General features: G+C 70.9%; 23 protein-coding genes. 15 read left to right on the plus strand and 8 right to left on the minus strand.

What is annotated here, in order from left to right; genetic code table 11:
• The first annotated feature begins 225 nt into the window (after window positions 1-225).
• Both ACIBEI_RS45360 and ACIBEI_RS45365 read left to right on the plus strand, forming a co-directional pair.
• Window positions 226-1,140: a HipA family kinase gene (locus ACIBEI_RS45360; RefSeq protein ID WP_398896992.1), complete on the plus strand. Its 915-nt coding sequence runs from the start codon at window positions 226-228 to the stop codon at window positions 1,138-1,140.
• Window positions 1,141-1,157: 17 nt separating this feature from the next.
• Window positions 1,158-1,469, plus strand: a complete 312-nt coding sequence (locus ACIBEI_RS45365; RefSeq protein ID WP_398896993.1) for a SelT/SelW/SelH family protein — start codon at window positions 1,158-1,160, stop codon at window positions 1,467-1,469.
• Between the two features lie 21 nt (window positions 1,470-1,490).
• Here ACIBEI_RS45365 and aceB read toward each other — a convergent pair whose 3' ends face one another.
• Window positions 1,491-3,125, minus strand: coding sequence for a malate synthase A (gene aceB / locus ACIBEI_RS45370; protein WP_398896995.1), 1,635 nt, complete (start codon window positions 3,123-3,125; stop codon window positions 1,491-1,493).
• Window positions 3,126-3,327: 202 nt separating this feature from the next.
• Complete coding sequence (locus ACIBEI_RS45375) at window positions 3,328-3,927, minus strand: NTP transferase domain-containing protein (RefSeq protein ID WP_398896998.1); 600 nt, start codon at window positions 3,925-3,927, stop codon at window positions 3,328-3,330.
• A gap of 225 nt (window positions 3,928-4,152) precedes the next feature.
• Between ACIBEI_RS45375 and ACIBEI_RS45380 the strand changes: the two genes are divergently transcribed.
• Window positions 4,153-4,467, plus strand: a complete 315-nt coding sequence (locus tag ACIBEI_RS45380; protein ID WP_398897000.1) for a DUF5955 family protein — start codon at window positions 4,153-4,155, stop codon at window positions 4,465-4,467.
• An 83-nt stretch (window positions 4,468-4,550) separates the two neighbouring features.
• Here ACIBEI_RS45380 and ACIBEI_RS45385 read toward each other — a convergent pair whose 3' ends face one another.
• The gene (locus ACIBEI_RS45385) at window positions 4,551-5,351 is read right to left on the minus strand and encodes an IclR family transcriptional regulator (protein ID WP_384094847.1); all 801 of its coding nucleotides are present in this window, start codon (window positions 5,349-5,351) and stop codon (window positions 4,551-4,553) included.
• Window positions 5,352-5,647: 296 nt separating this feature from the next.
• Between ACIBEI_RS45385 and allB the strand changes: the two genes are divergently transcribed.
• Both allB and alc read left to right on the plus strand, forming a co-directional pair.
• Window positions 5,648-6,997: an allantoinase AllB gene (gene allB, locus ACIBEI_RS45390; RefSeq protein WP_398897002.1), complete on the plus strand. Its 1,350-nt coding sequence runs from the start codon at window positions 5,648-5,650 to the stop codon at window positions 6,995-6,997.
• Window positions 6,998-7,145: 148 nt separating this feature from the next.
• Window positions 7,146-8,294, plus strand: a complete 1,149-nt coding sequence (gene alc / locus ACIBEI_RS45395; protein WP_398897004.1) for an allantoicase — start codon at window positions 7,146-7,148, stop codon at window positions 8,292-8,294.
• Window positions 8,295-8,540: 246 nt separating this feature from the next.
• Here alc and ACIBEI_RS45400 read toward each other — a convergent pair whose 3' ends face one another.
• Complete coding sequence (locus ACIBEI_RS45400) at window positions 8,541-9,290, minus strand: SDR family oxidoreductase (RefSeq protein ID WP_398897005.1); 750 nt, start codon at window positions 9,288-9,290, stop codon at window positions 8,541-8,543.
• Window positions 9,291-9,471: 181 nt separating this feature from the next.
• On the opposite strand from ACIBEI_RS45400, the gene ACIBEI_RS45405 reads away from it, so the two are divergent.
• Both ACIBEI_RS45405 and ACIBEI_RS45410 read left to right on the plus strand, forming a co-directional pair.
• Window positions 9,472-10,305 (plus strand): AIM24 family protein, encoded by an 834-nt coding sequence (locus tag ACIBEI_RS45405; protein ID WP_398897006.1) that lies wholly within the window; start codon window positions 9,472-9,474, stop codon window positions 10,303-10,305.
• A 132-nt stretch (window positions 10,306-10,437) separates the two neighbouring features.
• A complete protein-coding gene (locus tag ACIBEI_RS45410; protein ID WP_398897007.1) occupies window positions 10,438-11,067 on the plus strand; it encodes a dihydrofolate reductase family protein in 630 nt (209 codons plus the stop codon).
• An 18-nt stretch (window positions 11,068-11,085) separates the two neighbouring features.
• Here the strand turns inward: ACIBEI_RS45410 and ACIBEI_RS45415 are convergent, their stop codons facing one another.
• Complete coding sequence (locus tag ACIBEI_RS45415; RefSeq protein ID WP_398897009.1) at window positions 11,086-11,694, minus strand: TetR/AcrR family transcriptional regulator; 609 nt, start codon at window positions 11,692-11,694, stop codon at window positions 11,086-11,088.
• Between the two features lie 132 nt (window positions 11,695-11,826).
• Here ACIBEI_RS45415 and ACIBEI_RS45420 point away from each other — a divergent pair, with 132 nt between their 5' ends.
• Window positions 11,827-14,559 (plus strand): ATP-binding protein, encoded by a 2,733-nt coding sequence (locus tag ACIBEI_RS45420; RefSeq protein WP_398897011.1) that lies wholly within the window; start codon window positions 11,827-11,829, stop codon window positions 14,557-14,559.
• Between the two features lie 94 nt (window positions 14,560-14,653).
• Window positions 14,654-15,355 (plus strand): DUF2306 domain-containing protein, encoded by a 702-nt coding sequence (locus ACIBEI_RS45425; protein ID WP_398897013.1) that lies wholly within the window; start codon window positions 14,654-14,656, stop codon window positions 15,353-15,355.
• Between the two features lie 344 nt (window positions 15,356-15,699).
• Here ACIBEI_RS45425 and ACIBEI_RS45430 read toward each other — a convergent pair whose 3' ends face one another.
• Both ACIBEI_RS45430 and ACIBEI_RS45435 read right to left on the minus strand, forming a co-directional pair.
• Window positions 15,700-16,095 carry a ribonuclease domain-containing protein gene (locus ACIBEI_RS45430; protein WP_398897016.1) on the minus strand — a complete coding sequence of 132 codons (396 nt, stop codon included), beginning with the start codon at window positions 16,093-16,095 and terminating at the stop codon, window positions 15,700-15,702.
• Window positions 16,096-16,253: 158 nt separating this feature from the next.
• The gene (locus tag ACIBEI_RS45435) at window positions 16,254-16,457 is read right to left on the minus strand and encodes a hypothetical protein (protein WP_398897017.1); all 204 of its coding nucleotides are present in this window, start codon (window positions 16,455-16,457) and stop codon (window positions 16,254-16,256) included.
• A 179-nt stretch (window positions 16,458-16,636) separates the two neighbouring features.
• Here ACIBEI_RS45435 and ACIBEI_RS45440 point away from each other — a divergent pair, with 179 nt between their 5' ends.
• The 3 genes from ACIBEI_RS45440 to ACIBEI_RS45450 all read left to right on the plus strand — a co-directional run bounded on the left by ACIBEI_RS45440 (window position 16,637) and on the right by ACIBEI_RS45450 (window position 19,928).
• The gene (locus ACIBEI_RS45440; RefSeq protein ID WP_398897018.1) at window positions 16,637-17,899 is read left to right on the plus strand and encodes a sensor histidine kinase; all 1,263 of its coding nucleotides are present in this window, start codon (window positions 16,637-16,639) and stop codon (window positions 17,897-17,899) included.
• A gap of 130 nt (window positions 17,900-18,029) precedes the next feature.
• Window positions 18,030-18,701, plus strand: a complete 672-nt coding sequence (locus tag ACIBEI_RS45445; RefSeq protein ID WP_398897019.1) for a response regulator — start codon at window positions 18,030-18,032, stop codon at window positions 18,699-18,701.
• Window positions 18,702-18,743: 42 nt separating this feature from the next.
• Window positions 18,744-19,928 carry a cytochrome P450 gene (locus ACIBEI_RS45450; RefSeq protein WP_398897020.1) on the plus strand — a complete coding sequence of 395 codons (1,185 nt, stop codon included), beginning with the start codon at window positions 18,744-18,746 and terminating at the stop codon, window positions 19,926-19,928.
• 170 nt (window positions 19,929-20,098) lie between these two features.
• Here ACIBEI_RS45450 and ACIBEI_RS45455 read toward each other — a convergent pair whose 3' ends face one another.
• The gene (locus ACIBEI_RS45455; protein ID WP_398897022.1) at window positions 20,099-21,112 is read right to left on the minus strand and encodes a Gfo/Idh/MocA family oxidoreductase; all 1,014 of its coding nucleotides are present in this window, start codon (window positions 21,110-21,112) and stop codon (window positions 20,099-20,101) included.
• Window positions 21,113-21,241: 129 nt separating this feature from the next.
• Between ACIBEI_RS45455 and ACIBEI_RS45460 the strand changes: the two genes are divergently transcribed.
• The 3 genes from ACIBEI_RS45460 (at window position 21,242) to ACIBEI_RS45470 (ending at window position 24,293) form a co-directional block, all read left to right on the plus strand.
• Window positions 21,242-21,979, plus strand: coding sequence for a GntR family transcriptional regulator (locus tag ACIBEI_RS45460; protein ID WP_269653477.1), 738 nt, complete (start codon window positions 21,242-21,244; stop codon window positions 21,977-21,979).
• Window positions 21,980-22,530: 551 nt separating this feature from the next.
• Window positions 22,531-23,715, plus strand: coding sequence for an ROK family glucokinase (locus ACIBEI_RS45465; RefSeq protein ID WP_398897024.1), 1,185 nt, complete (start codon window positions 22,531-22,533; stop codon window positions 23,713-23,715).
• A complete protein-coding gene (locus ACIBEI_RS45470; RefSeq protein WP_398897026.1) occupies window positions 23,712-24,293 on the plus strand; it encodes a sugar kinase in 582 nt (193 codons plus the stop codon). Before ACIBEI_RS45465 ends, ACIBEI_RS45470 begins: the two co-directional genes overlap by 4 nt.
• Window positions 24,294-24,365: the final 72 nt, after the last annotated feature.

Here is a 24,365-nt window from a genome sequence, read left to right on the forward strand (position 1 = left end):
GGGAAACCAGAGACGACATGCACGACGCCTTCCTCCAGCTCGCCCACTGCATGACCCTCGCCCGCAAACACCCGGCTTTCTGAAAGCACCCCTTACTGGCTCGTGCGGGGGCGGAGCGATCACCCTCGATTAATATGCTCACTTCATGACGGGCGGTTTCCGCTGTTTGACAGCTCCAAGGTCGTCCATGGATTGCAAGGTCAATGAAGCAGGTGGCCCGAGAAAATGCTGAGGAAAGTTGGCGCGACCCGCTACGTCGAACCCCTCCGGGCAGGCGGCTCCGTCCCCGGGATCGTCGAAGCGGACGACCTGGGCACCTACGTCGTGAAGTTCACGGGCTCGGCGCAGGGGCGCAAGGCGCTGGTCGCCGAGGTGATCGTGGGCGAACTGGCGCGCGCCCTCGGACTGCGGTTCCCCGAGCTGGTGCTGGTGGACTTCGACCCGGCGGTCGGCGCGCACGAGCCCCATCAGGAGGTCCAGGACCTGCTCCGGGCGAGCGCGGGCCTGAACCTCGGCATGGACTACCTGTCCGGCGCCAAGGACTTCACCCCGGAGGTCGCGAAGACGTTCTCCGTCGACCCGCTGGAGGCGGGCCGGATCATCTGGCTGGACGCCCTCACGGTCAACGTGGACCGTACGACGCACAGTTCGAACCTGATGATCTGGCCCACGCTCGGCTTCGCGCCCCCGCGGCTGTGGCTGATCGACCACGGCGCCGCCCTGGTCTTCCACCACCGCTGGGACGCGTCGGAACCGCAGAAGGCGTACGACTTCCGGCGCCACGCGCTCGGCGGCCACACCCCTGACACCCGCGCGGCGGACGCCGAGCTGGCGCCCAGGGTGACGGAGGAACTGCTGCGCGCGATCGCGGCGGAGGTGCCCGACGCCTGGCTCGCCGACGAGCCCGGTTTCGCGACCCCGGACGAGGCCCGTGAGGCGTACGTCGGCTATCTCCTCGCCCGTGCCAGAGCCTCCGAGGCCTGGCTTCCCACGGACTTCCCTACCCGCGAACAGCTCGCCGCCGAGGACGCGGACCGCGCGGTGAAGACTCGGCGGGGCCGGCCGGACTGGCTCAAGCAGGTCCCCGACCTGCACGGCAAGCCGGCGGTGGAGCACGACGGGTCGGTACACCTCGGATGACCGCCGAGAATGGTCACGTGACTACCGAGAACGTGACTACCGAGAACGTGACCACTGAGAACACTCACCGCGTCCAGATCGAGTACTGCACCCAGTGCCGCTGGCTGCCCCGCGCCGCCTGGCTCGCCCAGGAACTCCTCACCACCTTCGAGCAGGAGCTGACGGAGCTGGCACTGAAGCCCGGTACCGGCGGCGTCTTCGTCGTACGGGTCGACGACGAGGTGGTCTGGGACCGCCGTGAGCAGGGCTTTCCGGAGCCGACGGCCGTCAAGCGCCTCGTACGCGACCGAGTGGCCCCGGAAAAGTCCCTGGGCCACTCGGAGAAGTGAGACGTCCGCGGCTGTTCCGGCTCAGCCGGCCAGCTGTTCGTAGGCCGGCAGGGTCAGGAAGTCCGCGTAGTCCTCGTCGAGGGCGACGGTGAGCAGCAGGTCGTGGGCCTGCTGCCAGCGGCCGGCCGTGAAGGCCTCCTCGCCGATCTCGGCGCGGATGTCGGCCAGTTCCTGGTCCGCGATCTCGCGGGCCAGCTCGGGCGTGGCCTTCACCATGCTCCCGTCGTGCTCGAACTCGACGCCCGCGTTGATCCACTGCCAGATCTGCGAGCGGGAGATCTCGGCCGTCGCCGCGTCCTCCATCAGGTTGAAGATCGCGACGGCGCCGAGACCGCGCAGCCAGGCCTCGATGTAACGGATGCCGACCTGAACGGCGTTGACCAGTCCGTCGTACGTGGGCCTGGCGTCGAGGGAGTCGACGGCGATGAGGTCGGCGGCCTTCACGTCGACGTCCTCGCGCAGGCGGTCCTTCTGGTTCGGCCTGTCGCCGAGCACGGCGTCGAAGGACGCCATCGCGATCGGCACGAGGTCCGGGTGGGCCACCCACGACCCGTCAAAACCGTCGCCCGCCTCCCGGTCCTTGTCGGCCTTGACCTTCTCGAACGCGACCTTGTTGACCTCCTCGTCCCGCCGCGAGGGGATGAACGCCGCCATGCCGCCGATCGCGTGCGCGCCGCGCTTGTGGCAGGTACGGACGAGGAGTTCGGTGTACGCCCGCATGAACGGGGCCGTCATCGTCACCGCGTTGCGGTCCGGCAGCACGAACTTCTGCCCGCCGTCACGGAAGTTCTTGACGATGGAGAAGAGGTAGTCCCAGCGGCCCGCGTTCAACCCCGAGGCGTGGTCGCGGAGTTCGTAGAGGATCTCCTCCATCTCGTACGCGGCCGTGATCGTCTCGATCAGGACGGTCGCGCGGACGGTGCCCTGCGGGATGCCCACGTAGTCCTGCGCGAAGACGAAAACCTCGTTCCAGAGGCGGGCCTCCAGGTGCGACTCCGTCTTCGGGAGGTAGAAGTACGGGCCCTTGCCGAGGTCGAGAAGGCGCTGGGCGTTGTGGAAGAAGTACAGGCCGAAGTCGACGAGCGCGCCCGGGACCGGTGTGCCCTCGGCGTCCACGAGGTGACGCTCGTTCAGATGCCAGCCGCGCGGGCGCATGACGACGGTCGCCAGCTCCTCGGGGGCCTTCAGGGCGTACGACTTGCCGGTGCGCTCGTCGGTGAAGTCGATGTTGCGGGTGTACGCGTCGGCCATGTTCACCTGGCCGGTGACCACGTTCTCCCAGGTGGGCGCGGAGGCGTCCTCGAAGTCCGCGAGCCACACCTTCGCACCCGAGTTGAGGGCGTTGATGGTCATCTTGCGGTCGGTGGGGCCGGTGATCTCGACGCGGCGGTCGTTCAGGGCCTCCGGTGACGGGGCCACCCGCCAGGAGTCGTCCGCGCGGATCGCGGCGGTCTCCGGGAGGAAGTCGAGGCTGGAGGTGCGGGCGATCTCGGCGCGGCGCTCGGCACGGCGGGCGAGGAGCTCGTCACGCCGGGGCGTGAACCGCCGGTGCAGCTCGGCCACGAAGGCGAGGGCCGCGTCGGTGAGGACCTCTGCCTGCCGGGGCAGGGGCTCGGCGTCGACGATGGCCAGCGGGGACGGCGCTGGTGCGGACATGAACTGTCACTTCCTTCAGCGAGCTGACGTGAGTACGCCGCGGCACCGGGTGCCAACGGAACCTGAAGCGGCCGACGGGACCCGGAGGAGAGCCGGACGCTTCTGAACAGTGGATAGTAGTTTCCTCATGGTGGAAGTTCAATAATTTGTTGACGTCGAGATTCTCCGCTTCGAGGGAATGTGGCGCTCGGTGCCACCCCGTTCACTCAAGGTGGACCAGGTCGCTCTCCGTGTCGATGTCAAAGGGCTGTGCCACGTCCCCGCACTCGACGAGCACGATCTCGTCCTCGTGGGCCTTGAGGTAGGCGCGCGCCCCCCGGTCCCCGGTCGCGGCCGAGGCGATCCCCGCCCAGTGCCGGGCGCCGAACAGCACCGGATGCCCTCTTTCCCCGTCGTACGCGGCCGCCGCGAGCGTCTCGTCCGACGCGTACGCGGCGTGTACGCGGGCCACGGCTTCCGGCCCGATCCCCGGCTGGTCCACCAGTGACACCAGCACGGCCTTGACGCCCGTACCGGCCAGCGAGTCCAGACCGGCCCGCAGTGAGGAGCCCATGCCCTGCGCCCATTCGGGGTTGTCCACCAGCACACAGCCGGGCAGTACGGCCCGCTCGCGCACGGCGTCCGCCCCGGCGCCGAGCACCACATGGATCCTGGTGCAGCCGCCCGCCCGCAGTGTTCCGGCCGCGTGTTCGACGAGCGGGTGTCCTTGGTGGGTCAGCAGCGCCTTTGGGCGCCCGCCGAGACGCCGGCCCCCGCCGGCGGCCAGCAGCAGCCCCGCGACCTGCTCGTTGTTCTCCATCATTACCCCTGCATACCGGACCGGGGGCGGGTGCGCCCCGAAACCCCCGCGGGCCTCGCGGTGTCCGGGGACTGAATTTCGGTCCTCGTGGTGGCGCCCACCGCATCGGGTGGCGTTTACTGTCCCGCGTCCCTGGGCGCCTGACCAACGCCACGGGGCGGTTTTTGGGCGGGCGGCGCGGAGCAGGCACGACGTATCGCGCACAAGGACGTGCGAGGGGGGAGAGCTGTGTTGCGGAGCTTGGGACAGAGGCGAGTGACCGGCAGCGACGAGGACCCGAGAGTGGCGGAGTTGAGGACCGCGGTGTCCAGGCTGCGCCGCGAACTCGCCGCGCATCCGGCCGAGTTCCCGGACCGCGGCATCGCCGAGGACGAACTCGCGGCGCTCGCGGCGATGGCCGTCACCGGGATGCCGGAGGTACCCCGCCTGCGGCGCTCACTGCTCCTGATCGCCGGTTCCATCGGCTCGGTCAGCGCACTGGCCACCGGACTCGCGGGCGTACGCAGCGCGGTGGAACTCTTCGGGGAGCCACCGCGACGCTGAGACGGGCCAAGTGGCCGATCCCGGACGGGAGTTCAGGTCGCCGAGCCCCACCGGCGCTCAGGTCGCCGATCCCGAGCCGGCGCTCAGGTGGCCGATCCCGAACTGGCCAGGGCCTCCGACAGCTCCACCGCCACCTGCTGGAGCACCGGCACGATCCGCTCCGTCGCCGTCTCGGTGACGCGGCCGGCCGGACCGGAGATCGAAATCGCCGCCGCGGTGGGGGAGTTGGGCACGGAGACGGCGAGGCAGCGGACCCCGATCTCCTGCTCGTTGTCGTCCACCGCGTACCCGGCGCTCCGTACCTCTTCGAGCGCGCTGAGGAACTCGTCCGGGGTCGTGATCGTCTTCTCCGTCGCCGCGGGCATGCCCGTACGGGACAGGAGGGCGCGCACCTCGTCCGCCGGGACGTGCGCCAGCAGGGCCTTGCCGACGCCCGTGGAGTGCGGCAGCACCCGGCGGCCCACCTCGGTGAACATCCGCATCGAGTGCTTGGACGGGACCTGAGCCACGTACACGATCTCGTCGCCGTCGAGCAGTGCCATGTTCGCCGTCTCGCCGGTCTCCTCGACCAGGCGCGCCAGATAGGGGCGGGCCCAGGTGCCGAGCAGCCGGGACGCGGACTCGCCGAGCCGGATCAGACGCGGGCCGAGCGCATAGCGCCGGTTGGCCTGCTGGCGTACATATCCGCAGGCCACGAGCGTGCGCATGAGACGGTGGATGGTGGGCAGCGGCAGCCCGCTGCTCACGGACAGCTCGCTCAGCCCGACCTCGCCGCCCGCGTCCGCCATCCGCTCCAGCAGATCGAAGGCGCGCTCAAGAGACTGGACGCCACCGGAGGCGGCGGCTGGCTTGGCGTCGGTGGTGCTGGCGCTGGACGTCGGCACGGGCGCGGTCCTTTCAGGCGGGCAGGGAGGCAGCCTACCCGGCAGTTGGTTGACTGCACGGCTCGGTGTGGTTACGTTCTGCGTGGTGGAAGTGTAATTCCGCTTTGTGGAAACGTCCAGGGAATTCGCCTGCAGAGGTCGGCCGAGAAGCCGACTCTTGACGGCGTGGAGCGAGGAGTGAAGACTCCTTCAACAGAACGTTGAATTCCGTTACGTGGAAGTAAACGGCGGAAGGCAGCGGGCGGCACAGAGACATGTGCGGCGTGGAGAAACGTGCGGCATGGAGAGGGGTCCGGGTGTCCGACGACGGATGGGGCGAATTGATCCTGCGCTCAACGCGCGTGATCACCCCCGAAGGGACGCGGGCCGCCTCGGTCGCCGTCTCCGGGGGCAAGATCACGGGCGTGCTCGCGCACGACGCCGAGGTGCCGGCCGGAGCACGGCTGGAGGACTTCGGTGACGACGTCCTGCTGCCCGGCCTCGTCGACACCCACGTGCACGTCAACGACCCGGGCCGCACGGAGTGGGAGGGCTTCTGGACCGCCACGCGCGCCGCGGCGGCCGGCGGCATCACGACCCTGGTCGACATGCCCCTCAACTCCCTGCCGCCGACCACGACGGTCGACCACCTCCGTACGAAGAAGGACGTCGCCCGCTCCAAGGCGCACATCGACGTCGGCTTCTGGGGCGGCGCCCTGCCTGACAACGTCAAGGACCTGCGGCCCCTGCACGACGCGGGCGCCTTCGGTTTCAAGGCGTTCCTGTCGCCCTCCGGGGTCGATGAGTTCCCTGAGCTGGACCAGGAGCAACTCGCCCTGTCCCTCGCGGAGATCGCCGGATTCGACGGGCTGCTGATCGTGCACGCGGAGGACCCGCACCACCTCGCGGCGGCCCCGCAGAAGAGCGGCCAGAAGTACGCCGACTTCCTCGCCTCACGGCCGCGCGACGCCGAGAACACCGCCATCACGAACCTCATCGCCCAGGCCAAGCGGCTCAACGCCCGCGTCCACGTGCTGCACCTGTCGTCCAGCGACGCGCTGCCGCTGATCGCCGCCGCCAAGGCCGAGGGCGTACGCATCACGGTCGAGACCTGCCCCCACTACCTGACCCTGACGGCCGAGGAAGTCCCGGACGGCGCAAGCGAGTTCAAGTGCTGCCCGCCGATCCGCGAGGCCGCCAACCAGGACCTGCTCTGGCAGGCGCTGGCCGACGGCACGATCGACTGCGTGGTCACCGACCACTCCCCGTCGACGGCCGACCTGAAGACCGACGACTTCGCGACCGCGTGGGGCGGCATCTCCGGCCTCCAGCTCAGCCTGTCTGCTGTTTGGACGGCCGCCCGGGGGCGCGGGTACGGCCTGGAGGACGTGGTCCGCTGGATGTCCTCGCGCACGGCCCAACTGGTCGGCCTCGACGACCGCAAGGGCGCCATAGCGGTCGGCCGTGACGCCGACTTCGCGGTCCTCGCACCCGACGAGACCTTCACCGTCGACCCCGCCGCGCTCCAACACCGCAACCGGGTCACCGCGTACGCGGGCCGAACGCTGCACGGAGTAGTGAGATCCACCTGGCTGCGCGGCGAACGCATCGTGGCGGACGGGGAGTTCGCTGAACCGAGGGGCCAACTCCTGTCCAAGCGACCGTAGTTAGCCCCCGCCCTCCCCAAAAAATGGATCTGCTCATGGATCTACTCAGAGCCCACTGAAAGAGGAAGAAGAGCCGGTACCCGTACCAGCGATTCGCGCACGACCCGCACCCGCAGCGGCCGACTCCAGAAAGGCAGACCTGATCACTGTGACGGCGCAGCACCAGTCCCCCCTGGCCCGTTTCACCGGCGACGCGAACCCCTACGGAGGCGGCGACCCGTACGCGGACCACCGCAGCGCCGACTTCCCCTTCACCCAGTACGCCAACCTCGCCGACCGGCAGCTCGGCGCCGGGGTCATCGCCGCCAACGACGAGTTCTTCGCCCAGCGTGAGAACCTGCTCCTGCCCGGGCGGGCCGAGTTCGACCCCGAGCACTTCGGGCACAAGGGCAAGATCATGGACGGCTGGGAGACCCGGCGCCGGCGTGGTGCCTCCGCCGAGCACCCGTGGCCCACGGCCGACGACCACGACTGGGCGCTCGTACGCCTCGGCGCGCCCGGTGTCGTACGGGGCATCGTCATCGACACCGCCCACTTCCGCGGCAACTATCCGCAGGCGGTGTCCGTCGAGGGCGCCTCGGTCACCGGCTCCCCGTCCCCCGAGGAGCTCCTCGCGGACGACGTCAAGTGGACAACTCTCGTACCCCGTACGGCGGTCGGCGGCCACGCGGCCAACGGCTTCGCCATCGACGTGGAGCAGCGCATCACCCACCTCCGCGTCAACCAGCACCCGGACGGCGGGATCGCGCGCCTCCGGGTGTACGGCGAGGTCGTACCCGACCCGCGATGGCTGTCGGTCCTCGGCACCTTCGATGTCGTCGCCCTGGAGAACGGCGGGCAGGTCGAGGACGCGTCCAACCTCTTCTACTCGCCCGCCACCAACACCATCCAGCCGGGGCGGTCCCGCAAGATGGACGACGGGTGGGAGACGCGGCGGCGGCGGGACCAGGGGCACGACTGGATTCGCTACCAGCTGGTGGCTCGGTCGGAAGTCCGCGCGATCGAGATCGATACGGCGTATCTGAAGGGCAACTCGGCGGGGTGGGCGTCGGTTTCTCTGAGGGACGGTGGGGACGGTGGGGACGGTGGGGACGGGGAGTGGGTCGAGGTTCTGCCTCGCACTCGCCTCCAGCCCGATACGAACCACCGGTTCGTCCTCGCGGGCCCGGCCGTCGGCACGCACGCGCGGGTCGACATCTTCCCTGACGGAGGTATCTCGCGGCTGCGGTTGTTCGGTTCCCTGACGGGGGATGGCGCGGCCCGGCTTGCAGCCCGCCACCAGGAACTCGGCGGCTGACCTGGGGAGTTCCTCGCCCCCGCCGCCCCTACCCATTCCCGTCCCCTGGGGCTCCGCCCCAGACCCCGTGGGGTGTGTTTTCGGGTGCGGGCCGGTGGGGGTTGATCGCGCAGTTCCCCGCGCCCCTAAAGACCTTAGGGGCGCGGGGAACTGCGCAATCTTTTGGGGGTTCGGGGGCGAAGCCCCTGAGTTAGTGACGGGAATGGGTAGGGGCGGCGGGGGCGAAAAAAGCCCTCCCCGACGGCGTCAGGCCGCGTGACCCCCGTCGACAGAGAACTCCGCCCCGGTGACATACCCCGCCTCCACCCCCGCCAGATAAGCCACCGCCGAGGCAACCTCCTCGACCGTCCCGAACCGCCCCACCGCGGTCATCGCGGCCTGACCCCCCGCATACGGCCCACCCGCCGGATTCATATCCGTATCGATCGGCCCAGGATGCACGATGTTCGCCGTGATCCCCCGCTCACCCAACTCCCTAGCCAACGCCTTGGTCAGCCCGACCAGGGCGGACTTCCCGGTGGCGTACAGCGTGCCACCGGGACCGGGCACCCGCTGCGTCATACACGTACCGATGGTGATGATCCGCCCGCCACGCTCCATGCGCGCGGCCGCGGCCTGGGAGGCGAGGAAGACACCGCGCACATTGACGGCGAGGACCCGGTCGACGTCCGCGAGGGAGAGGGTGTCGAGGGGCCCGAGCAGCCCGATGCCCGCGTTGTTGACGAGGACGTCGAGACGCCCGAGCCCCTCCGCCGCACGCGCCACGGCACCGGCGGCCTCCTCCGCGTCGGCGGCATCCGCGCGGAGGGCGAGGGCCCGCCGCCCCAGCGACCGGATCCGGTCCACGACGTCGCAGGCGGCCTCCTTGTCGCGTACGTAGGTCAGGGCGACGTCCGCGCCCTCCCGGGCGAGCCGTAGGGCGGTCGCGGCGCCGATCCCGCGGCTGCCGCCGGTCACCAGGGCAACTGTTCCGTTCATGGTTGCTTGTGAGGTCATGGGTCCATCCCAGCGGCCGGCCCGGCGAAGTGCTGGCGGCGAACGGACACCGAGGTCACCGCCGCTCCGGCGCTCGACGTGACCCGCGCCCGGACCCACTCCCGGGCCCGCACCCGGCCGCGACGTCACCCATGCGGAGGGTGCCCGGAACTCTCCCCTCCGCTTCAAGCGTTCTCCCGTCGTGGCCCTTCAGCAAGAAATCGTCGGCACCGCCATGCAGATGGCGGTCGTCAGCCTGCAGCCCGGTCAGACGGTGTACTGCGAGGCGGGAAAGTTCCTGTTCAAGACGGCGAACGTGACCATGGAGACACGGCTCTCCGGGCCTTCGGGCGGCGGCGGTCAGCCCCAGGCCGGCGCGGGAGGCGCAGGCGGCACCGGCGGCGGCATGGGGGGAATGCTGCGGCAGGCCATGGGCACGGCCATGCAGGTCGGCCAGCGCGCGCTCGCGGGCGAGTCGCTGGCGTTCCAGTACTTCACGTCGACCGGCGGCGAGGGCACCGTCGGCTTCGCGGGCGTGCTGCCCGGTGAGATGCGGGCCCTGGAGCTGGACGGCACGCGCGCGTGGTTCGCGGAGAAGGATGCCTTCGTCGCGGCCGAGTCCACCGTCGACTTCGGCATCGCCTTCCAGGGCGGCAGGACCGGCCGCAGCGGTGGTGAGGGCTTCGTCCTGGAGAAGTTCACCGGCCGGGGCACCGTGATCATCGCGGGCGCGGGCAACTTCATCGACCTGAACCCCGCCGACTTCGGCGGCCGCGTCGACGTCGACACGGGCTGTGTCGTGGCCTTCGAGGAGGGCATCCAGTACGGCGTGCAGCGCGTCGGCGGACTCAACCGGCAGGGCGTGATGAACGCCGTCTTCGGAGGCGAGGGCCTCTCCCTCGCCACCCTGGAGGGCAACGGCCGCGTGATCCTCCAGTCGCTGACCATCGAGAGCCTGGCCAACGCCCTCAGGAAGGCCCAGGGCGGCGACAAGCAGGGCCCGACGGGCGGCCTGTTCTCGACGAACGCGGGCTAGCCCCGAAGGCGCGCGGGTCGGATCCGCTCACGTACGCGCGAGTCGGATTCATCGGCGGGCGGCCGATGAGTTGCGGGTGCCCGGAGGGTCTGAGCTGATGACAGGACACCCCGCTTCGGAAGAAGGCACGTCATGGGCAAGCTGACCCTCACCGCTTTCGTCACTCTCGACGGCGTCCACCAGGCCCCGGGCGGCCGGGAAGAGGACCGCCGTGACGGGTTCGAGCACGGCGGCTGGAGTTTCCCGTACGACGACGAGGACTTCGGGGAGTTCATCACCGAGGTCTTCGGCCGCGCGGGCGCCTTCCTGCTCGGGCGCCACACGTACGAGATCTTCGCCGGGTTCTGGCCGAAGGTGACCGACCCGGCCGACCCGGTCGCGGGGAAGCTCAACTCCCTGCCGAAGTACGTCGCCTCGTCGAGCATCACGCGGCCCGAATGGGACGGCACGACGGTGATCAGCGGCGATCTCGCCAAGGAGGTCACCGCGATCAAGGAGAACACCGAGGGGGAGCTCCAGGTCCACGGCAGCGCCGCCCTCGCCCAGTCCCTCTTCGCGCTCGACCTCGTCGACACCATGCACCTGCTGTCCTACCCGGTCGTACTCGGCACGGGCCGCCGTCTCTTCGCCGAGGGCGCCGTGCCGACCGCGTTCCGGCACGCAGGCGCGCGGCTCACGAGCAAGGGCGTCGCCATCCACACGTACGACCTGGCAGGACGCCCGGAGTACGGCACGTACGAACTGCCGGAGGCGAGCGCGTAGCGGCGGGGCGCGAGGTCGTCAGGGGTAGTCGCCGTCGGGGTGGGTGCGCCAGGACAGGAGCAGCGCGCGCAACGCCCGGTCGGCCAGGTGGGCTGCCCGTGCATGGCCCACTGTGTCGAGGTTTCCCAGGCCGGCGATGCCGTACAGGGTCGCCCAGGTGATCTCGCAGGTCTCCGTCGGGTCGGCGAGGACGATGTCGTGTGCGCCGGCCCAGTTCGTCATCAGGTCTTCGACGAGCCGGACGACAGGGGCGGCGGCACGGAAGCGGTCGTGCGCGTCGACATCGGCGCCGTTCATCAGCCGGTACAGGTGGGGGTGGACGGCCGCGAACGTCACATAGGCCCGTCCGGTGTCGAGAACGCGGTCGTCGGCGGTGACGGCGTTCCCGGCGGCCGTGGCCATCCGCGTGTGCAGTCGCGCGTAGCCGACCTCGACCAGCGCCAGCAGCAGGGCTTCCTTGTTGGCGAAGTGCTGGTAGACGACCGGCGCCGTGTACTCGACCTCGCCCGCGACGCGGCGGACGGTCACGGCTGCCGTGCCCTCACGCTCCAGCACCGTCAACGCGACCTGGACGAGGCTGTCGCGGACCTTCGCCCGCTCCCGCTCACGTCGTGTGCCGGCCGACATCGCCCTCCTTCAGGTCGTGTGGGCTTGATCGTAGCCGCGGGACGGCGAGGAGGGAGTTGACAGCCGCGGCGGGCGCTCATGAGGATGGGCGTACCTCATGTCTAACGTTGTTAGACAATCTATCGCTGTTAAATGCGCGGGAAGGAAGCCGACGGCATGCTGTTCGTGGCCCGGCAGGCGGAGCTTCGCGCGATCGAGCAGATGACGCGGGCGGCGGCGGACGGGCGCGGTGGTGCACTCGCGCTGGTCGGCGAGGCGGGCATCGGGAAGTCGGCGCTCCTGGACACCGCGGTGGGGGCGCTCGACGGGTGGCTGGTCCTGCGCGCGGGCGGCACCGAGTTCGAGCGGGATCTCCCGTACGCCGTCCTTCACCAGCTCTGCGCCCCGGTGCTCGAACACCGCGTCGGACTTCCCGAGGTGCAACGGCAGGCGCTCGAGTCGGTGTTCGGGCTCGGCGGCGGGACGGCACCGAGCCCGCTGATGGTCCGGCTCGCCGTGCTCGGTCTGCTGCACGAACTCGCCCGGCACCGCCCGGTGTGCTGCGTGGTGGACGACACCCACTGGATCGATTCCGGCACTCGGCAGGTCCTGGCCTTCGTCGCACGGCGCGTCGCCGCCGAGCGGATCGCGATGGTGTTCGCCGGACGGGACCGCGGTCCCGGGACCCGGGTCCCCGATCTCCCGCACCTGTCGCTGCCCGGTCTCGAAGACGAGGACGCACGGGCACTGCTCCAGTCGACGGCCCGGGCCGGTCTGGACGACGAGGTGATGGACCGGATCCTGGCCGAGGCGGGCGGCAATCCGCTGGCCCTGCTGGAGTTCGGGCGTGTGGCCGCCGGGCCGCTGGGCCTGCCGGGCGGCCGTGACGGACCACGGGACGGTGTCGTGGACGTACTGGAGGACGAGTTCGCCCGCCGCTTGCGGCGGTTGCCGGCCGCGACACGGACGCTGGTGGTGCTCGCCGCCGCGGAACCCGTCGGCGACCTGGCCCTGCTGCGCCGAGCGGCCAAGCGCCTGGACCTGGATCCGGCCGGGCTGGCCGACGCGGAGGACGACGGACTGGTGTTCCTCGGGCCGCGGCTGCGCTTCCGGCATCCGCTCGTGCGTTCCGCCGTCTACCGGCAGGCCGCCCCGCCCACCCGCCGACGCGTGCACGCCGCGCTCGCCGACGCGACCGATCCGGACACCGATCCCGACCGCCGCGCCTGGCACCGGGCCCACGCGGTTGTCGACACCGACGAGGACGCCGCGACGGAGCTGGTCCGGGCGGCCGGCCGGGCACAACTGCGCGGCGGCTTCGCCGCGGACTCCGCGTTCCTCGAACGCGCGGCGCACCTGACACCCGATCCGGGGCGGCGGGCCGAGCGGCTGCTCGCCGCGGCACGGTCGCGACTGCGGGCCGGCGCACCGGCCGAGGCGCGGAGGCTGGTCGCACAGGCCGAGCGGTGCCCGCCGGCACCGGGTGACCGCGCCGAAGCCCGTCTGCAGCACGCCCTGATCGACTTCCACGTCGAGCGCAGCGCGGCCGCCACCGCCGCGCTCGTGGACGCCGCCGTCGGCCTCGACCCCGACCGGGCCAGGGAGACCTACCTCGAGGCCTTCGCGTCCGCGATGTTCGTCGACCGCCTGCCGGGTCGCCTGCGGCAGCTCGGCGCCCGCATCCGCGCACAGGCACCGCCGCGGCGGCGGTCGGCGCGACCGGTCGACCTGCTGCTGGACGCGCTGCTCGACCAGGTGCTGCTGCCCGTCGAGGAGGCGGTACCCGCGATGAGACGCGCGGTCGACGCGTTCCGTACGGCCGCCGACCGCGCGTCCGCGAGCCCGTGGTGGATGGAACTCGCCTGTCTGATGGCCATCGACCTGCGCGACGACGAGGCGATGGAGGCGATCTCCGCCCGCCAGGTGGAACTGGCCCGCGGACAGGGCGCCTACGCCGTACTGCCGCAGGCCCTGCGCTGCCACGCCATCGCCAGGACGGCCCTCGGCCGGCACGGCGAGGCGTCCGCGAGCCTGGCGGAGGCCCGCGCGGTCGACGAGGCGGCAGGCACCGTCAAACTCGCCTTCGGTGAACTCATCCTCGCCGCCTGGCGTGGTGACGTCGACCGCGTCGGAGATCTGCGGGCGGCCCTGCACCCCCGCCTCGGCCGCGAGGACGTGGTGGCCGAGCTCTACGCCATCGCGGTGCTGAGCAACGGGCTCGGCGACTGCGCCACCGCGCTCGATGCCGCGCTCGACGCCCAGGAACAGCAACGACGCGGCTCCTACGTCATCTGGAGCCTCAACCAGGAACTCGTGGAGGCGGCCGCGCGGACCGGGCGTCCCGAAGCCGCCGCCACGGCGTTGAACCGCATCGAGGCGGTGGCACGCACCAGCGGCACGGAGTGGGCCGTCGCCACCCACCTCCTCGCCCAGGCACTCCTGGAGCCCGGGTCGGCGAGCACGGACAGCCGCTATCGGGAGGCCATCGACCTGTTCGCCCGGACCGAGGTGCGCGTCCACCACGCCCGCGCACGTCTGACGTACGGGGAATGGCTGCGCCGCGAAGGCCGCCGCGCCGAGGCACGGGTCGAGCTACGGGCCGCGCACGAGGCGCTCAGCGCGATCGGCGCGGACGCGTTCGCCGGCCGGGCGGCTCGCGAACTGGTCGCCACCGGGGAACGTCCGCGTCGCGACGGGACGAGCCCGCTCGGGCTGCTCACCGCGCAGGAACGTCTCATCGCCGGGAAGGTCGCCGCCGGCGCCACGTCCAGGGAGGTGGCCGCGACGTTGTTCCTCAGCCCCCGCACGATCGACACCCACCTGCGCAACGTCTACCGGAAGCTGGGCATCTCCTCCCGCCGCCAGCTCCGCGACCTGTCGCTCTGACATCTACGTAGTTCTCACGGACGCAGCCGCCCCCGCCTGCGCGGGAGGGTCGACGCAGTACCGGTTCGTCGACCGCACGCAGCAGGAGCTTGTGATGACCCTCGCCGTCGCCCGCCGCCGCAGGAAACAGATCAGTTGGGCATTGGTCGCGGTGTCCGCCATCGGGATCGCCGTCTTCTCGGCACCCGCCTACCTCACCGGCGACACGTCGGTGAGCCGGATTCCCATCAACCCGGACGTCGCGGTGCACTACCTCTCCATCGTGGTGCACGCTCTGCCCACATGCCTGGTGCTGTTCATCCGACCGTTCCAGTTCGCGGCCACCCTGCGGGCCCGCCGTCCGGCACTGCACCGCATACTCGGCCGCGTCTACATGATCAGCATGGTCATCGCCTCGATCGCCTCGATCGCGGCGGCCACCTTCACCACCTCCGGCTTCTCCGTCCAGGTCGGCTTCTACCTGCTCACCGCCGCGTGGCTCTACAGCCTCGTCATGGCATTCCGCAGCATCCGGCAGGGCCAGGTCCAGTTGCACCGCATCTGGATGATCCGCAACTACGCGCTGACCTTCGCCGCCGTCTTGCTGCGAGTCTTCCTGGGCACCGGCCTGCTCCTTCGGGAGGGACCACTCCCATGGCTGACCTTCGACGAGGTCTACGCCGCCAGTGTCTCGGCCTCGATCCTCGTCTGCGCGGTCTACGCGGAGTACTTCATCATCCAGAAGACGCTCACCCCGCTGCTGCGCAGGAGGGAACGCGGCCCGGAGGCAGCGGCGCGCGCCGCGAGCACGCCGTGACACCCGGCGATTCCACAACAGGGGACGCTCCGGCCAGGGCGACGACCCCGGAGCACACTGCCTGCCGGGCCGGTCGGCGGCTGCCGCCCTCCAGGCCGGGCATACCTGGCCCCGCGGCCGATGAGCGTGGGGGGTCCGCGGGGCGAGGAACTCGTGGGGCGGGTTCGGGAAGCGCGGGGTGCCGTCGGCCTGGTGCGCGAACTCTGTCGTTCGCGCGGTTCGCGCTGTTCGCTGCTGAGGGAGTCGCGAGCCCGGTCGCTGCTGAGTCGGCCGGAGGCACCGGAGGTGCACACACCGGGCCTCCGGCCGACCGTGCGTTGAGCGGGATCGCTCCTACACGCGGGTCAGCAGCTGTAGTTGACCAGCTTGAACGAGGCGTAGTGATCGGAGGTGTAGTAGTCCTCCTGGCTCCTGTTGCCGGTGACGATGCGACGGGCACCGCGCGTGGAGGAACCAGGGGTGATCACGGTGTACTCGTGATAGTAGCCAGAGGACTGACTGGGCAGGATGCCTTCCCGGTTCTGGAAGACGCTGCCGTCCTGCGAGAAGGGGTAGGGGCCGCCCTGCTCGATGAGGTCGAGCGTGTCGTGTGCCTGGGACGGCAGGCTGCCGTAGCAGATGCTGCCGACCGCCGCGGCGGACGTGCCCGCGGCGTTGGCGGTGACGGTGCCGCCGACGAGAAGGGCGGACAGAACGGCGGCCGCGGCGCCGATGCGAGTGATTCGTGGGGGGAATCTCATGCCTTCATGATGACGCGCGTAGACAGTGGCATGTCAATGTCAAGTTCGAAGATTTTCCCGTCAAGTCCGATGAGTTTTCCGGAAGTTAACCTCGTGATCTGCGCCTCCGCGAAGCGGAACCCGACACATCGAGGGAGGCCGGGCGTGGTCCCCGCCCGTCAGGGCTTCCGGCTCTCGGCCGCCGCGAACAGCGCGAACGCCAGCACCAGCAGCGCGATGCTCCCGTAGATCTCGCGGCCGTCCAGGAAGTCGAGCCGCTGTACGAGGCCCCAGCCGCGCAGCCGGCCGGTGAACTCGTACACCAGGCCCGCCACGCCCTGAACGAGCGCGATCACACCGAGAAACTCCAGCACCTGCTTCATACAAGGATCCTCGCCCCGCGGACCCCCCACTCTCATCGGCCGCGGGGCGAGGTACGCCCGACGGAAGTCCCCGACCGGCTAACCGTGGCTGCGTCCAAAGTCTGTCGCGCGACGACTTTGGTCGGTGATCGGGCGGCAGGGGCGGTGCGAGCGGACAACGATGCGTAGATTTGCCGACTGTGAGTGATACCGCGCCACTGCCGAAGCCTCCGCCCGTCCCAGGGCGCCGGTGGTTTCTGCCGTCGGCCGTCACCGCCGAACTCGACCCCGACCCCGACCAGTCCGGCCGGAAGAGGCGCCCCAAGCGCACCGCGCGCGACTGGCTCGTCGACTTCGCCTGTTTCCTGATCGCCGTCACGGTGGGGCTGATCGGCGCGGACGAGATGTCCGGGAACACCGACATCCCGTACGCCCTGCAAGCCGTGGACCAGTGGCTCGGCGCGCTCGCCTGCGCGGCGGTCTGGCTCCGGCGGCGCTGGCCGGTCGGCCTGGCCGTGGCGATGGTCCCGGTCTGCTTCATCTCGAACACGGCGGGCGGAGCGGGCCTGGTCGCCCTGTTCACGGTCGCCGTGCACCGGCCCTTCAAGTACGCCGCCTGGACCGGCGGTGCCTCCGCGGCCCTCCTTCCCCTCTTCTACTGGCTGCGCCCCGATCCCGAGGTCCCGTACATCCTGATCGTCGCCCTGGGCTGGCTGCTGACCGCGACGGTGGTCGGCTGGGGCACACTCGCGCGCTCCAAGCGCCAGCTCATGCTGAGCCTGCGGGACCGGGCGCGGCGGGCCGAGACCGAGTCGGCGCTGCGGGCCGAGCAGGCCCAGCGGCTGGCCCGGGAGGCGATCGCACGCGAGATGCACGACGTCCTGGCCCACCGGCTGACCCTGCTCAGCGTGCACGCCGGGGCGCTGGAGTTCCGCCCGGACGCGCCCCGGGTCGAGGTGGAGCGGGCCGCGGGGGTCATCCGGGAGAGCGCGCACGAGGCGCTGCAGGATCTGCGGGAGATCATCGGCGTACTACGGGCCTCCGGTGACGGCGCCGAGGAGTCCGGGCGGCCTCAGCCGACCCTCGATGCCCTGGAGGGGCTGGTCTCCGAGAGCCGTGAGGCCGGCATGAAGGTCACGCTGGACAACCGCGTCACGGACGCCGGCACGGTCCCCGCCTCCGTCGGCCGCACCGCCTACCGCATCGCCCAGGAGGGTCTGACCAACGCCCGCAAGCACGCCCCGGGCGCGGAGGTCACGGTCACGGTGGCCGGGGTTCCGGGCGACGGTCTCACCATCTCCGTACGCAATCCGGCGCCGCCCGGCGATGTGCCCCATGTCCCCGGTTCCGGCCAGGGGCTCATCGGCCTCACCGAGCGGGCCACGCTCGCGGGCGGGCGCTTCGAGCACGGGCCCGGGGAGGACGGCGGCTTCCAGGTGAGCGCGTGGCTGCCCTGGGGGTGAGCGCGCCCTGAGGTCCGCGCCGGAGCGTGAGCAGGGCGCGCGGCCACGACGACCGAGTGAGGGGGCACTTCCGCTGATGAGCCGGGGAAAAGCACAAGGTCAGACGGAGAAGGGTCACTACGGTAAGCCCATGACTCCGATCCGTCTGCTCCTCGTCGACGACGACCCACTGGTCAGGGCCGGCCTCTCCTTCATGATGGGCGGCGCCGACGACCTCGAGATCGTGGGCGAGGCCGCCGACGGCAGCGAGGTCGAGGCACTGGTCGACCGCACACGCCCGGACGTCGTCCTCATGGACATCCGCATGCCCACGGTGGACGGCCTCACGGCCACCGAACGCCTCCGGATCCGCAAGGACGCCCCGCAGGTCATCGTTCTGACCACCTTTCACGCCGACGAACAGGTACTGCGGGCACTGCGCGCGGGCGCGGCCGGCTTCGTCCTGAAGGACACCCCGCCCGCGGAGATCCTCGACGCGGTCCGCCGGGTCGCGGCCGGCGATCCCGTGCTCTCGCCCACCGTGACAAGGCAGTTGATGGCCCACGCCGCGGGCACCTCCGCCGACACCCGGCACACGAGCGCCCGTACACGCGTCGCCACGCTCAACGACCGTGAGCGCGAGGTCGCCGTCGCCGTCGGCCAGGGCCGTTCGAACGCCGAGATCGCGACCGAACTGTTCATGAGCATCGCCACCGTCAAGACGCACGTCTCCCGCATCCTCGCCAAGCTCGACCTCAACAACCGTGTGCAGATCGCCCTGTTGACGTACGACGCCGGACTCCTGGAGGAGGACGGGCACTAGCCGATGGCCATGGCCGTTGGAGTGGACGGAGGGGGGAAGCACATGGCGGACGTGATCGATCTCGGGAAGTACGGACCGGCTTTCACGGAGGACCCGCATCCGGTGTACGCGGAACTGCGCGCGCTCGGACCGGTCCACCGGGTGCGGCTGCCGGCACCCGACGCACACCACGAGACCTGGCTGATCGTCGGGTACGAGGAGGCGCGGGCCGCGCTCGCCGACCCCCGCCTCGCCAAGGACGGCCAGAAGATCGGCGTGACGTTCCTCGACGAGCAGCTGATCGGGAAGTACCTGCTGGTGGCAGACCCGCCGCAGCACACACAGCTGCGGTCCCTCATCGCCCGTGAGTTCACCGGGCGCCGGGTGGAGAAGCTCAGGCCGCGCGTCCAGGAGATCACGGACACCCTGCTCGACGAGATGCTGCCGCGCGGCCGCGCCGACTTCGTGGAGTCCTTCGCCTATCCGCTGCCCCTCACCGTCATCTGCGAGCTGCTCGGGGTGCCGGAGGTCGACCGGGCGGCGTTCCGCGCGCTCTCGACGGAGGCCGTCGCGCCGACCAGCGGGGAGAGCGAGTACGAGGCGTTCGTCCAACTCGCCGCGTATCTGAACGACTTGATCGAGTACAAGCAGAGCGCCGGGCCCGCTGACGACCTGCTCAGCAGCCTCATCCGGACAACCGCCGAGGACGGCGACCGGCTCTCGCCGCAGGAGCTGCGCGGCATGGCGTTCGTGCTGCTCATCGCCGGTCACGAGACGACGGTCAACCTTCTCGCCGGGGGCGTCCACGCGCTGCTCACCCATCCCGACCAACTCGCCGCGCTGCGCGCCGACATGACGCTGCTCGACGGGGCCGTGGAGGAGATGCTGCGATACGAGGGGCCGGTGGAGAACGCGACGTTCCGGTACGCGGCGGAGGCGTTGGAGATCGCCGGTACGGCCGTCGGGGCGGGGGAGGCGGTGATGGTCGGGCTCACGGCGGCCGATCGCGACGGGGTCCGCTATCCGGCCCCCGACCGCTTCGACATCCGGCGCGACGCCCGTGGCCATGTCGCCTTCGGCCACGGCATCCACTACTGCCTGGGCGCCCCGCTGGCCCGCCTGGAAGCGAGGGTGGCGCTCCGCGCCTTGTTGGACCGCTGCCCCGACCTGGCCCTCGACGGGCCGACGGGTGGCTGGCTGCCGGGGATGCTGATGCGGGGAGTACGCAGCCTGCCGCTCCGCTGGTGAGGATCTCCTGGGCGTCGTCGGGTGCGGGTCTGACAGTGGCTGATCGCGCAGTTCCCCGCGCCCCTTTTCAGGGGCGCGGGGAACTGCGCAATCTTTTGCGGGGGTTCGGGGGCGAAGCCCCTGAGTAAGTGACGGGAATGGGTAGGGGCGGCGGGGGCGAAGAAAACCCCTCAGTCCCGCGCCCCCGCGATCTCCCCAAGACGCACGACCCGGCGCTCGCGCCGAGACAACTCACACGCCTCGGCGATCCGCAGCGCCTGCAACGCCTCCCGCCCGTCACAAGGGTTGGCCCGTTCCCCCCGCACGACCTCGACGAACGCGTGCAGCTCCGCCTCGTACGCGGGCCCGAACCGCTCAAGGAACCCGGTCCACGGCTTCGTCGCGGCAGGCGGCCCGGCCGGCTCGGTGGAGGCGATCGGCGTACGGTCGTCAAGCCCGACCCCGATCTGGTCCAGCTCACCGGCCAGCTCCATGCGCACGTCGTACCCGGCGCCGTTGAGCCGGGTCGCCGTGGCGGAGGCGAGCGTGCCGTCGTCCAGGGTGAGGACGGCCGCGGCCGTGTCGATGTCGCCCGCGTCGCGGAACATCTCGGGCCCGGCGTCCGAGCCCATCGCGCACACCTCGGTGACCTCGCGGCCCGTCACCCAGCGCAGCATGTCGAAGTCGTGCACGAGCGTGTCCCGGTACAGCCCGCCGGACAGCGGCAGGTAGGCGACCGGCGGCGGCGACTGGTCGGACGTCATGGCGCGCACGGTGTGCAGCCGCCCGAGCGAGCCGGAGCGAACGGCTTCCCGCGCGGCCGTGTACCCGGTGTCGAAACGCCGCTGGAACCCCATCTGCAGGATCGTTCCCGCAGTCTCGACCTCCGCGATGGCCGTTAATGTGCCTTGCAGGTCGAGGGCGATGGGCTTCTCGCAGAACACCGGAAGCCCGGCCCGTGCTGCCCGACCGATCAGTTCGCCGTGTGCTGAGGTGGCGGCCGTGATCACCACGGCGTCCACGCCCCAGGTGAAGATCTCGTCCACGCCGGGCGCCGCCGTGGCGCCCAAGCGGTCCGCGAGCCGACGGGCGCGTGCGGTGTCCGCGTCCGTGACGATGAGAGAGCCGCCGACCTCGCGGTGCCGGCTGAGGGCGGTCGCGTGAAATGTACCAATTCGACCCGTCCCGATGAGTCCGATGCGCATGGGACCAAACTGAGGGCGGACCCTACACCCTGTCAACGCTTTGTCCGGACAATCGAACTTCACAACTTCCCGTCATCACCCCCCGGAGCTACGCTCGGCCCCGTGCCCAAACCAGACGTGGACCCGACCGTGCCGCTCCAGCTCAGCGTCGACCGGAACAGCCCGGTGCCGCTGTACTTCCAGCTCGCCCAGCAGCTCGAAGCCGCGATCGAGCACGGCGCCCTGACTCCGGGCAGCCTGCTGGGCAACGAGATCGAGCTCGCCGGGCGTCTCGGCCTGTCCCGGCCCACGGTCCGCCAGGCCATCCAGTCGCTGGTGGACAAGGGCCTCCTCGTACGCCGTCGAGGCGTCGGCACCCAGGTCGTGCACAGCCAGGTCAAGCGGCCACTGGAACTGAGCAGCCTCTACGACGACCTGGAGGCGGCCGGTCAGCGCCCGGCGACCCATGTCCTCGTCAACACCGTCGTCCCGGCGTCGGCCGAGGTCGCCGCCGCCCTCTCGGTGGCCGAGGGCAGCGACGTGCACAGGGTGGAGCGGCTGCGCCTGGCTCACGGCGAGCCGATGGCGTACCTCTGCAACTTCATGCCGCCGGGTCTCCTCGACCTGGACAGCTCGCAGCTGGAGGCCACCGGTCTGTACCGGCTGATGCGCGCCGCGGGCATCACCCTGCACAGCGCCCGCCAGTCCGTCGGCGCCCGCGCCGCCACGGTCGTGGAGGCCGAGCGCCTCGGCGAGCCCGAGGGGGCCCCGCTGCTCACCATGCAGCGCACCACTTTCGACGACACGGGCCGAGCCGTCGAGTTCGGCACCCATACGTACCGCGCCTCGCGCTACTCCTTCGAGTTCCAGCTGCTCGTACGCCCCTGAGTGTGTGGATCCCTCAAGGCGTGGATCTCTGACCGCATACTCCCCCGACCGCATACGCCCCTGACCTCGTACGACTCGACGTGCGCCGCAGGCACGCCCGGGTCGCCGTGATGTGCTCGCGCGGTATCCGCCGTCCGAATGGGTGATCGCTGGGTCCGATACTTGGTATCTCCATGTATCGGATTCGAGAAGGGCACGACTTCGTGGCACGGTTTCGGATCTGAGTCGGCATCGCGGTGGCGGGGCAGCGGTGGGCACGCCCCGCTGGATCTTCGCGATGATCACCCACTCGGGTGACGGCGACCGAGCGCCAGTGCGTGGCGGGCGGCACGGAGCCGGACGACCTGCGCCACGAGCTGGAGAACCCCGCACACCAGGGCGCCACCTTCAGGGGCGCGGGGCTGTGTCGATGCGTGGCTCCGCCGCGTGGGCGCGACCAGCCACAGCGGTCCCGCGGACAGCGGACGACGGGCAGCCTTACAGGGCCGCTCCAAGCGCGGCGAGGGACGCCGCCGTGCAGCCAAACCCCCACGTGCGGCAGAATCGGCGCGATGAGCACCTACCGCGACCTCGCACTCCCCAAGGCGCTCGGCTCCGCCAGAGCCGCGGGCGCCCCCATCGGCTCCCGCCGGGCCACCGTCCTGCGCACCGTGGGCACACGCGAGCGCCGTTCACACCTGACGGCGCCGCGCGTTCCGACCGTCGGCATCGACATCGGCGGTACGAAGGTGATGGCGGGAGTCGTCGACGCGGACGGCAACATCCTGGAGAAGGTCCGCACGGAGACCCCCGACAAGTCCAAGAGCCCCCGGGTCGTCGAGGACACCATCGTCGAGCTGGTCCTGGACCTCTCCGACCGGCACGACGTGCACGCGGTCGGCATCGGCGCGGCCGGCTGGGTCGACGCGGACCGCAACCGCGTCCTGTTCGCGCCCCACCTGTCGTGGCGCAACGAGCCCTTGAGGGACCGCATCTCGGGCCGCCTCGCGGTGCCCGTCCTGGTGGACAACGACGCCAACACCGCCGCCTGGGCCGAGTGGCGCTTCGGTGCCGGACGCGGCGAGGACCACCTCGTCATGATCACACTGGGCACCGGAATCGGCGGCGCGATCCTGGAGGACGGCCAGGTCAAGCGCGGCAAGTTCGGCGTCGCCGGCGAGTTCGGCCACATGCAGGTCGTGCCCGGCGGCCACCGCTGCCCCTGCGGCAACCGCGGCTGCTGGGAGCAGTACAGCTCCGGCAACGCGCTGGTCCGCGAGGCCCGCGAGCTCGCCGCCGCCGACTCCCCGGTGGCGTACGGGATCATCGAGCACGTCAAGGGCGACATCTCCGAGATCACCGGCCCGATGATCACCGAGCTGGCCCGCGAGGGCGACGCCATGTGCATCGAGCTGCTCCAGGACATCGGCCAGTGGCTCGGCGTCGGCATCGCGAACCTCGCGGCGGCCCTCGACCCCTCCTGCTTCGTCATCGGCGGCGGCGTCAGCGCGGCCGACGACCTGCTGATCGGCCCGGCCCGCGACGCCTTCCGACGCCACCTGACCGGCCGTGGCTACCGCCCCGAGGCCCGGATCGCCCGCGCCCAGCTCGGCCCCGAGGCCGGCATGGTCGGCGCCGCGGACCTCGCCCGGCTCGTCGCGCGCCGCTTCCGTCGCGCCAACCGGCGCCGGGTGGAGCGCTACGAGCGGTACGAGCGGTACGCGGAGTCCCGCCGTTCCGCACAGGACTCGCTGTGACGGCCTCTCTACCCCGCCAGGCCTCGCCGCCGGACGAGCCACCGCGGCCGCCCGAGGACCGCGGCCACATGATCCGCCGCCGTGCGCTGACCCTGCTGATCATCGGGCTGCTCATCGGTGTCCCGGCCGGCTACCTGGTGATCTCCGCCAACCAGAGCCGCGACAGCGGCAAGGACAAGGAGGAGAAGTACTCGGCGACCGGTCTCACCCCGGGCTGGCCCTCACGCGTCCAGCGCCGCCTCTACCGGATCCCCATCCCGGGGTCCTCGGCCGAGGTCGCGTACTACGAGACGAACAACTGGAAGACCAGCCGTCTCTACGTCCAGTTCCTGACCAGCGACGAGGGCCTCGACAAGTTCCTCAAGACCATCGGCACCAGCCGTGCCGCCCTGAAGAAGAACGACGTCGCCATCGGCGCCCGCGACCGGCGGGTCGTCGGCTGGGAGTTCACCGGCCCCGGCCCGTGGTCGGGTCTGACCCACGCCCAGAAGAACCCGGCGCCCACCCAGGACATCGTCGTGGACTGGGCGAAGCCCGGCCATCCCATGGTCTACGTGGTCTCCAGAACCACACCCTGACCCGCCCCGCTCCGCCGCCGGGCCGCACTGTCAGACCCGGCCCGTAGAGTCGAAGACGAGTGATCCGACCAG

Origin of the sequence: Streptomyces sp. NPDC050988 (assembly GCF_044456225.1) — a bacterium.
Taxonomy (GTDB): domain Bacteria; phylum Actinomycetota; class Actinomycetes; order Streptomycetales; family Streptomycetaceae; genus Streptomyces.